Source organism: Nitrospirae bacterium CG2_30_53_67, assembly GCA_001873285.1.
In the GTDB taxonomy this organism is placed as follows: domain Bacteria; phylum CG2-30-53-67; class CG2-30-53-67; order CG2-30-53-67; family CG2-30-53-67; genus CG2-30-53-67.
In genome coordinates this window covers 1-9,380 of sequence record MNYV01000171.1, presented here as the reverse complement: position 1 = coordinate 9,380, position 9,380 = coordinate 1, and the positions used below count along the sequence as shown (strand labels likewise).

The 9,380-nt window shown below is 48.3% G+C and carries 10 protein-coding genes; 7 read left to right on the top strand and 3 right to left on the bottom strand.

The features are described from left to right. Nucleotides 1-2,598 (bottom strand): [protein-PII] uridylyltransferase (locus AUK29_10655; protein OIP61133.1); only part of this gene is annotated, 2,598 nt, incomplete at its 3' end. Nucleotides 2,599-2,901: 303 nt separating this feature from the next. Next, nucleotides 2,902-3,606 (bottom strand): hypothetical protein, encoded by a 705-nt coding sequence (locus AUK29_10650; GenBank protein ID OIP61132.1) that lies wholly within the window; start codon nt 3,604-3,606, stop codon nt 2,902-2,904. Nucleotides 3,607-3,870: 264 nt separating this feature from the next. Here AUK29_10650 and AUK29_10645 point away from each other — a divergent pair, with 264 nt between their 5' ends. The 7 genes from AUK29_10645 (at nt 3,871) to AUK29_10615 (ending at nt 8,499) form a co-directional block, all read left to right on the top strand. Beyond that, entirely contained in the window at nt 3,871-4,863 is a 993-nt protein-coding gene (locus tag AUK29_10645) for a hypothetical protein (protein OIP61131.1), read from the top strand. A 223-nt stretch (nt 4,864-5,086) separates the two neighbouring features. Next, entirely contained in the window at nt 5,087-5,557 is a 471-nt protein-coding gene (locus AUK29_10640; GenBank protein ID OIP61130.1) for a hypothetical protein, read from the top strand. 47 nt (nt 5,558-5,604) lie between these two features. Then, entirely contained in the window at nt 5,605-5,832 is a 228-nt protein-coding gene (locus tag AUK29_10635; GenBank protein ID OIP61129.1) for a hypothetical protein, read from the top strand. 284 nt (nt 5,833-6,116) lie between these two features. After that, nucleotides 6,117-6,398, top strand: coding sequence for a hypothetical protein (locus AUK29_10630; GenBank protein ID OIP61128.1), 282 nt, complete (start codon nt 6,117-6,119; stop codon nt 6,396-6,398). A 62-nt stretch (nt 6,399-6,460) separates the two neighbouring features. Next, nucleotides 6,461-7,213: a hypothetical protein gene (locus AUK29_10625; protein OIP61127.1), complete on the top strand. Its 753-nt coding sequence runs from the start codon at nt 6,461-6,463 to the stop codon at nt 7,211-7,213. Nucleotides 7,214-7,259: 46 nt separating this feature from the next. Then, on the top strand, nt 7,260-7,763 hold the full coding sequence (locus tag AUK29_10620; GenBank protein OIP61126.1) for an NADH dehydrogenase: 504 nt from the start codon (nt 7,260-7,262) through the stop codon (nt 7,761-7,763). Between the two features lie 181 nt (nt 7,764-7,944). Continuing rightward, entirely contained in the window at nt 7,945-8,499 is a 555-nt protein-coding gene (locus AUK29_10615) for a hypothetical protein (protein OIP61125.1), read from the top strand. Between the two features lie 205 nt (nt 8,500-8,704). Here the strand turns inward: AUK29_10615 and AUK29_10610 are convergent, their stop codons facing one another. Beyond that, entirely contained in the window at nt 8,705-8,932 is a 228-nt protein-coding gene (locus tag AUK29_10610) for a hypothetical protein (GenBank protein ID OIP61124.1), read from the bottom strand. Between the last annotated feature and the right edge of the window lie 448 nt (nt 8,933-9,380).

Here is a 9,380-nt window from a genome sequence, read left to right as displayed (position 1 = left end):
GTGGATATAAACCCCCTGATCGGCCAGACAAGAGGTGATTTGATAAAGAAGGCCGATACGATCCTCGGCATAGACATCGATTACGGTGTATTTGTCGGAAACCGTATTGTCAAACAGAACACGAGGGGTGATCTTGTGCTTCTTCTTTTTCCTCAAATACCATGGGGGTTGATGCGCCGCCAGGATCTCATGGACCTGGCTGGTCCTCTGTGCGACAGAACGCATGGTCCGTGCGATCTCTTCCCAAAAATCATGATCCATCCGTTTATGTTCTTCGGGGAGCTCCACCTGAATGGAATCGATCACCCTACCCTCCCGGCTTGTAAAAATACTTGCCCCCAGAATATTGAGTCCTCGTGAGGCGAGCACACCTGCAATCCTTGAGAAAAGCCCGGGGGTATCCGTGTCATAGGTGCAGACATTCAGTTCCGTATATCCCCGAGAGGCATAATGGGTCCACTCCGCAATAAACCCATCATCCTCCATTCTCCTCAGCATGGATAGATGCTTCATCACTCTGAAATGAGGGGTAGAGAGAAAATAACGGTCCGGAAGCGTCGCGAGGATATGCTCGATTTCTTCTCCGAAGATCGCTTTCCCTTCCTCACGGATGCGGCTCTTGATTTTCTCAAGGGAAGATACCGCCCCGACCTCCATGGCCCGTTCAGCGCCTGAAAGAAGCTGTTCCCGTGTCCTTTGAAAAAGCTCCTGCAGGAGCGTATCCTTCCAGTCGTTCCAGACCCCGGGACCGACGGCACTGGTGTCGCAATAGGTAACCAGCGTCAGCATCCTGAGATGTTCCTGGTCGCCGACCAGCCGGGAGAGACGGCCGATCAGTTTCGGATCATGGATATCCCGCCGCTGCGAGAGGTGTCCCAAGAGGAGATGATTCCTGACCATGAATTCAATGGCGCCGGCGTCTTCTTCGGAAAGGCCCATCCGGCGGGCTACGGCAGGAATCGCCTGGCTCCCTTTCCGGACGTGACCAGGACCCACGGCCTTGCCGATATCGTGCAGGAGGAGTGAAAGGTACAGGATCTCCGGTTTCCGAACCTCCATGAAGAGCCGGGAATAGAAACGATTGCCGGGATACGGGCTCCCCCGAAGACCTTCGAGTTTCTCCATGGCAAAAAGCGTATGTTCATCCACCGTATAGGTGTGGTAGAGATCATGCTGGACCAGCGCGGTCAGGGCTCCGAACTCCGGGATGTACCTTCCCAGAAAACGCAGTTCATGCATCTGTCGTAGTGTGCTCACGACCCTCTGTTCCCCTCTCAGAATCTTGAGAAATAAATCCCGGACAGGCGCGGAACTGCGGAAGTCATGATTCACCAGGCTGAGTGAAGAGAGGATCATCTGCTGGGTGGCATCCGCCAGCAGAACGCCGAAGCGTTGAGAAAGGGAAAAGATCCGCATCAGCCGTTCCGGTTCCCGGCGGAAATCGTCCTGCCGGCCGTCCGGAACGCAGAGGGTGTTCCCGACCAGGGTCACCCCTTCCGCGATCTCTTTCTTTCGGAAAGAGATCCCTGGAAACATCTTCCGCTTCCTGGAGGATGCACATCGGTTCATCAGGAGGCTTGTGAAATACCGGATATTTCTCGTCTGAAGATAGTATGCCCTCATGAAACGTTCCACGGCCAGATAGTGTTTAAAATCCTTGTACCTAAAAAAGGGAGCCATCTCCTCCTGCATATCCATGGTCAAAAGGTCGTTCCGCCTCCCGCTTATAAAATGGAGATGATTTCTAACTTTCCAGAGGAATTCCAGCGAATGATGAAGAATCCTTTCTTCCCTTTCAGAGATCACCCGCTTTTCTTTCAATTCACTAAAGGAGCCGACGCCGTATTTGACCCTGGCAATCCAGAAAGCCGTATGGATATCACGGAGTCCTCCCACCCCCTCCTTGATGTGAGGCTCTTTCATATAGAGTGAGCCTCCGTACTTCTTGCAGCGTTCATTCACGTCCGACAGCTTGGTCCTCAGGTAGGCCTCGGAATCCCTGTTCAGAATTTTTCCTCGGGACTCCTTCAAAAAAAGACCATAGATATCCGGATTCCCCGCGATGAACCTGGACTCGATCAGGGAGGTCTTCGCCCGGATATCCGATGCCGCCGAGGTCACACAGTCCTGGATGCTCCGCATGCTGTGTCCGATGTCGAGTTTCAAATCCCACATGAGATATAAACAGTTTTCAGACAAGGTCCGGCCGAACGGATCAGGCTCTTTGACGGTCAGAAACATCACATCCAGATCGGAGAAGGGATTTAACTCGCCCCTGCCGTAGCCCCCTATGGCCAGGAGCGAACAGCGGGCATCTTTTATTCCGGAAAGTTTTTTTGCCGAATCAAAAAGCTCTCTTAACAATACATCGGTCCATGCCGTCATCCGGTAGACCACTTCGGTCCCGGCCGCGCCGGAGAGGTGGATCCGCTTGATGCCTTCCCTTCCCTCTTGAAAGATGGACTTCAGACCGGCCACATAGGCGCTTCTGTCCCTTTTCGCAGAATCCATGACCCCTTGCTCACGAAGTTTCTCCTGCAGCTCAAAACTGTAGGCATCCTGATAGTGTTGTAAACCCGCCTTTTCTATGACCGTCACCTATATTTTTTTCTTTCATGTTTATTAAGAAGGGTTCGAGGATTCCAGAGTTCAAGGGGTCAAGTGTTTGTTTTCCAGTGATTTGATCAGTGCCTTGAGCATCCGCTCAACCTCCTCGATATCACTATCTTTCTTCTCCAGGAAATCTTTTTGTTATTTTGTAAATCTCCAATCATAATTGATAAGACTGGGGCCCTTCCTTTAACTCCTTGTAGTGTTTGAGCACTTCACCCCGTTAGAGGACAACCTCTAACGGGGTTCACTTGACCCCTGGAATCCTTGAACCCTTGACCCCTGATGTTTTCACCCTGCGGTCATCAGCCCTTGGTCCACGAAACTGAGATACCTTCCGTCTCCGATCACCAGGTGGTCCAGGACCTTGATCCCGATGAGTTCACCGGCCTGAACGAGTCTCTTGTTCATTTCGATATCCTCGGGGCTCGGAGTCGGGTCCCCGCTCGGATGATTGTGGATCAGGAGGACCGAAGCCGAGGATTCGCGAATGGCCGGCGCAAAAACCTCTCTGGGATGCACGAGACAGGCGGTCAGGCTCCCCTCCGATATGGTCAGGGTGCGTATGACCCTGTTCTTCCCATTCAACAGCACCACCCGAAAAACCTCTTTTTTCAGGTCTCTGAGATAGGGATGACAGGACTCAAAAACGTCACGGCTTCCCCGAATCAGATCTCCCTCTTTCAAGGGAAATGCCTGGATCCTTTTCCCCAGTTCCATGGCCGCAAGAAGGCGGGCGGCCTTGGCCTTGCCGATCCCCGGAACCCTGCAAATCTCCGAAACCCCTGCCGTGCTCATTTCCCTGAGATCCCGGTACCGGCTGAGAAGATCCACGGCCACACCCACAGCGCTTCTGCCGGCATCCCCGGTTCCCAGGAGAATGGCCATGAGCTGGGCATCAGACAAGGATTCCGCTCCATATTGATGCAGTCTTTCCCTTGGGCGTTCCTCTTCAGGCCACTGCTTGATGGGAAGGTTTGTTCTACGGTCATCCATCATTTTTCTCCGGTCACCTTTTTCCAGTTCGGGGTTTTGTCAGGAAGAAAACCATTTTTTCTTGATGGATGAGATTATATAACCGTTAAATAAAACTTCAAGTCTTTTCTATAACTGATGAAAAATCTTTGGATTTTTAAATTTAAGAAAAAATGCCGGACCTCTTTATTTTTCGCTTGATTTGAATATTAGTATAATATAATATTTCGAATAATTTCGGTATCATCTTCATTGTTTTTGTTCATCATCTCTGAGGGGGGATCAATGAATATTTTTAAGGAAAAGATATCTTTGAAGGGGCGCCTGATTATTATTCTTCTGCTCCTGGTCATCTTTGCCGGGGGCGGGACCATAGCCTATCATGTTCACGATTTTACAGAAAATAATCCCAAATTCTGTGTCAGCTGCCACCTGATGCAGACCGCCTACAATGCATGGGAGAAGAGCGTCCACAGCCGCGTCACCTGCCATGAATGCCATTACGCAACACCCCGGGAACAGAACAGGATGCTCCTGATGACCCTCTTGAAGAAACCCACGGCCGTTGAGGCAAGGCACGGGAAGATCATTGTCCCTTGGAAATTCTGTTTCAAGTGTCACTGGGAGACAGAAAAAGGATTTGAAAGCGCGCCGAATATTTCAAAATCCCCTGGACATGCAAAACATGTATTCATTGAACAGATTGAATGCTCCAAATGTCATGGATACCTCAAAGAGAACAAGGCGGGCCTTCATGAGTTCCTTCCCAGCGACAGGTTCTGTTTGAAATGTCATGAAGGCAAGGAGGTCCATGGCCTCGGTATGGAAGGACTGGCCTGCCTGGCCTGCCATACGGACAAAACCAAGGATATCCGGCCGAACAGGGAAAAATGTCTGACCTGCCATGGGGACGCAGAAACCCGATCAAGGATCGCCCTGGCCCCCAAGACCGTGGATACCAAACACTTCATCCCTGATCCGAATATGGTGCAGAAGGCCTCGACGTTAGGGATCAAATTCCCTCAAGGGGCCCCGATGTCTTTTGAATGCTATACCTGTCATAAACCTCATACCCAGGTCAAGCCCGAGCAGTCCGACTGCTTCAAGTGCCACCGGGAGATCCAGAAAGTCGGCAAACACGACCTCCATATCAATATGGTCGGTATGGAATGCATCATCTGTCATAAGCCGCATGAGTGGAAGGTCGGGAAGGATGCTGCAAAAACCACGTGCAAAACGTGCCATGAATACAGAGAACCGGAGACATTCCTCCATTAGGATCATTCACAAACAAATTAACAAAAAAAGAGACCCGGAGGTTCAATTTCGGGTCTCTTTTTTTTTATTACGATCAGTTGAATGTTTCTTATAGAAATCTCTGAGGATCAATACTCTTTTTAAGTCACCTCATAAAATTAAGTATGGTTTAGATACAAAAAACATAAAAAAAGACTTGACAGTACAATAACGTTAATGTATATATGCATCTATGGTAGCACTTATGGACACTAAGAAACGCCTTCAAATAGGAAACGTTGCACGTAGAGCGGGGACAACTATTAGAACCGTGAGATATTATCTTGAGGAGGGTTTTATTCAAGCATGCGAAAGAAGTCTTGGTGGTTTTTATCTCTTCAGCCCTGATGTGGTCGACAAGGTCTCGTTTATTCAAAAACTAACAAGCTTAGGGATGCCTCTCAAAGAGATAAAAACACTCTACCGGATTCGCAAAGAGCATCAAACCGGGAACGATGCCTACGGTTTGGTCTTAGAACAGCTCATGAAAGAAAGGGATCTCATGGACCAAAAGATAAAGGAATATATGCAACTGAGAGACGAGCTCGATCAAGCCATTCTTCTTGTCTCTGAATGCAAGGGATGTTCTCTCCGGCCCACAAGAGAAAATTGTATAGCTTGCGATATTGTGACCAGAAGGAGCCGAATTCCTTTGCCATTCGGGGCTATACTTTAATATTCAGAATTGTTGAACCCGATATTAACTTGAAAGGAGCGCTCAAAGTGAATTTAGCCGACATAATGATTTACCTTGACCATGCTGTTCATCCTGAATACCGGGCTAAACTTGAACAGCAACTCCGGCAGGAGGCCGGAGTGATCGCTCCGAGATTCAATCCAAGTCAAGACAGGCTCCTGCTTGTCGCATACGATCCAGAGAAAACATCCTCTTATCAACTATTAGTCCGCTTGCATGCAATCGGTTTCACAGGCCGTCTTGTAGGGCTCTGATGCATCCGTAGAATTCATGTGCTGGTGGACAGGACTGAGATTGTTCTTAAGAAGGCCAGATTAACTTAACAGCTTGCTCTTATTCCCATTGATGTGAGTGAGTAGGGGGGGGCTCACAATGCAGTCAAGCAAAATAGGATTCTATCGTCAACTCTCTTTTCCTCGTTATCAAACGGCATTATCTCAACCCATATATCGGGTCATTCTATCTGTTTTCTTGTTCGAATCGGCTTTCATTATGGTAACCCGCGTTCCTCAAAGCTTTGTATGGAATCCACAGCTACTTGCATTTAACAAAGGTGCAAATTACGGAAAAGCATCAATTAGTCACCCATGGGATATACAGCGTCATACGACATCCCAGCTACACGGGTTTGATCCTCGGGTTTCTTGGACTCCTTATTTTCTTACAAAGTACTTTTGGAATCCTCGCTTTCATCTTTCTTGCTCTTCCTTTGTACCTTTATCGCATAACAATCGAAGAACGGGCGCTGCTTGAGGCTTTCGGGGAACAATATGTTATCTATCGGAAGAACACGTATCGGCTATTGCCGCTCGTATTTTAAAATGCGTAACGTAGGGGTGTGTCCGTTAGCTTTCCCAAGTGGATCATTTGAAAGGCCCGGAAATGAACTCGCCGCATAAATTACATTCTAAACTCCCTGTTCTTGTTGTGTTATACACTTGGGTGCTTTTGCTGGTGGCAGTGGGCCGGGATAAATTACTTTCATGTTTGTTCGACAATTGGGAAGTAACCATAACAATGGTCTTTGGGTCCATTATAGCCGGCGGAACCGCTGAAGGGGGCGCCGCCGTTTCGTTTCCTGTGTTCACAAAGCTCCTACACATACCGCCTTATGACGCAAAGGTTTTCGCCCTTCTCATCCAGAGCATCGGCATGTCGGCAGCATCGCTTCTTATTTTCATAGGCGGGATACCGGTCGAAAGGCGGGTTCTGCTATGGGCAAGCTCAGGCGGAGTGATCGGGATTACCTGCGGCGCCTTTGCATTTTCCCCTCTCTTGGTTCCTAATATTACAAATGTTGTCCTAATGGCTACAAATGCCATCGTGGGAGTTTTCATATACCAATTTATCCTTCAAGGAGTTACAGACAATGTCCGAGGCTATTGGATAGCTTCTGTTCCGGTCGTGGTGGTGGGAGCCCCCCTTGGAGCGCTTATATGCTCTATTTTATCGAGAGAAGCGATCGTGAAGATGCTATTGGTGCTTATACTCATAGAAGTTGTGACATCTTTGATATTGATACCTTTAAACCTGACTATCATCTGTTACAGCTTGTCGGGCCTCATGCTGTTCTTACTTGTGTTTTATTGGATGTACCAAAACAAAACCTATCAAAGAGAGGGATGGATTTACTAACAGGGCTGATGAAAACCGTTTCAGCCCACAGGAAAGGAGTAGAGTTATGGGAACAAAAATGACAATCATATCAACAAAAGGAACGTTGGACTGGGCCTACCCCCCCTTTATCCTCGCGTCTACGGCCGCCGCTCTCGACTACGAGGTCAGCATCTTCTTTACCTTTTATGGTCTGACCCTGCTCAAGAAAAAGATCACAGCCACTGTCAGCCCCTTGGGCAACCCGGCCATGCCCATGAAGATGCCTATGGGACCAAAGTGGTTCCGGAATATCAGCTGGAACATCCCGAATATTGTTCAGGCCAATATTCCTGGATATGAGAGCTTGGCTACCGTCCTGATGAAAAAGACCATCGCCAACAACGGCGTTGCCACCATCGAACAGCTCAGAAGCCTGTGTATGGAAGCCGGGGTCAAGTTGCTGGCCTGCCAGATGACCATGGAACTCTTCGGTTTTCATCAAAGTGATTTCATCGATGGGTGTGAGTTTGTGGGCGCGGCGAGCTATCTTGATATCGCAAGCGACGCCAAGATCAATCTTTTTGTTTGATGGTCTTCAAGATTGATCTGACTGAACAAATTACGGGGGCGGGCGAATTGGGAATCGAGGGGTTTAGCGCGTTTGTTTACAACTAGGCCGATGCCGAGTAGTCTTGGCGCAAAATCGCTTGAGTCTCAGTAATCCTCTGATGCTGAGCCATTCTGTCCAGCTCCCTATGGAGCGCAGACGGTTGGAAGGGGGTATTGTGCGGTCCGCCTTCTTAAAAGAAGGTTTAAGAAAGCTTTGCTGCAATGTCAGAATTGTGAAGAAGCAGCATCTGTTGATTCCGGAGATTGACCTTGTAGCTCCCTTGATGGCGCCCAAAGCATTTCTTATACGAGCGCTGATAGACCGTATGCCGCCAGGCCGGCTTCTTATTCTACGGAGCAGCGATATCGAGATGCCTTGGGAGATTGAACACATCTGTAACCGCTTGGGCCATGAGGTCATGGATGTGGAGAAAGAAGGACAAACATTTTTCTTCACCATTAGAACACGCGGTGATGACCGGCTGCCGGTTCAAGATCCTTCGCAACTAGTTCTCACACCGCAGAAGCCTATTCGTACAATCGATATAACACAGAACAGGCAACCTGACGAACTCGAAAATCGATCGCCTTCATCACTCGTATCCTTGCTTTGCAGAAAACAGTCGTTTTCAGAGGAGGAGTGCGATATGGAACGTGCGCTGCCAGGGTCGCGCCTACACGGGCTGTTGCCCAAATCATATAGCTCGAAGCGTTGAATCATGCTATTATACTGCACAATTAATCATGACGAGAGGAGTCGAGAGCCATGATGGGAGTGCAGCAACCACCGCAGAGCAGTTTGTTCTATGTTGACATCAACATTGATAAGCGAGTCCGTAAGAACCATCCGCTGAGGAAGGTTGACGAACTGATCGATTTTGACTTTGCCTATGATGAAATTTCCAACGGTTGTAACGGGGTTTAACGGATTTCTACCATCATGACAACGTAACCCGCCATGGTCACACCGCACAAGCAGAGTTTTAAAAAGATATTTAATAGTCTCCCTTTCTTGACCTCGATGGTTTCCGGACTGAATGCCATGTCGTCGTTTAAGATACTGAGTAAGAAAATGCTCATGATCAACAGAATCGAAACCATCAACAAGGCATAGAAAACTATTTTAAAAACGGATAATAACTCATACATGAATTCACCCCCCACCGTAATTCAGTTCCTCTTTTTTTAAACTTTTTATAGCAAATAACCTTTCCCGTGTCAAAACATTTTTTAAATGGGCCGCCCTTTAAAAAAATATTGACATGATGGAAAAACATGCTATGATGCGAATATTTTTAGATGCGTGATTTCCTGGGGGGTGGAAAATCATATTGTTTAAAGAAGGTTCGCCATTGCTTTGATGCCATGGCGGCGCATCCGTCTTCTCAAGCCCTTCCCAAATAAATAATTAAGGTTGCAGCCACTCCAAGGATTATGGATGTCGTTTCATCTCGAAGGAGGAATTTATGCCCGATAAACCCTCTCAGAATGCCTCATCCGGTGATGAGAAGCGGAGGACCCGTTATGCGATGGTGATTGATCTCAGACACTGCGTCGGGTGTCACAGTTGTTCCGTCGCCTGCAAGAGTGAAAACGA

Excerpts from the sequence above, each read along its gene's own strand:
- AUK29_10650 (OIP61132.1), bottom strand. The coding sequence starts at position 3,606 with ATGGATGACCGTAGAACAAACCTTCCCATCAAGCAGTGGCCTGAAGAG.
- AUK29_10645 (OIP61131.1), top strand. The coding sequence starts at position 3,871 with ATGAATATTTTTAAGGAAAAGATATCTTTGAAGGGGCGCCTGATTATT.
- AUK29_10640 (OIP61130.1), top strand. The coding sequence starts at position 5,087 with ATGGACACTAAGAAACGCCTTCAAATAGGAAACGTTGCACGTAGAGCG.
- AUK29_10625 (OIP61127.1), top strand. The coding sequence starts at position 6,461 with ATGAACTCGCCGCATAAATTACATTCTAAACTCCCTGTTCTTGTTGTG.
- AUK29_10620 (OIP61126.1), top strand. The coding sequence starts at position 7,260 with ATGGGAACAAAAATGACAATCATATCAACAAAAGGAACGTTGGACTGG.
- AUK29_10610 (OIP61124.1), bottom strand. The coding sequence starts at position 8,932 with ATGTATGAGTTATTATCCGTTTTTAAAATAGTTTTCTATGCCTTGTTG.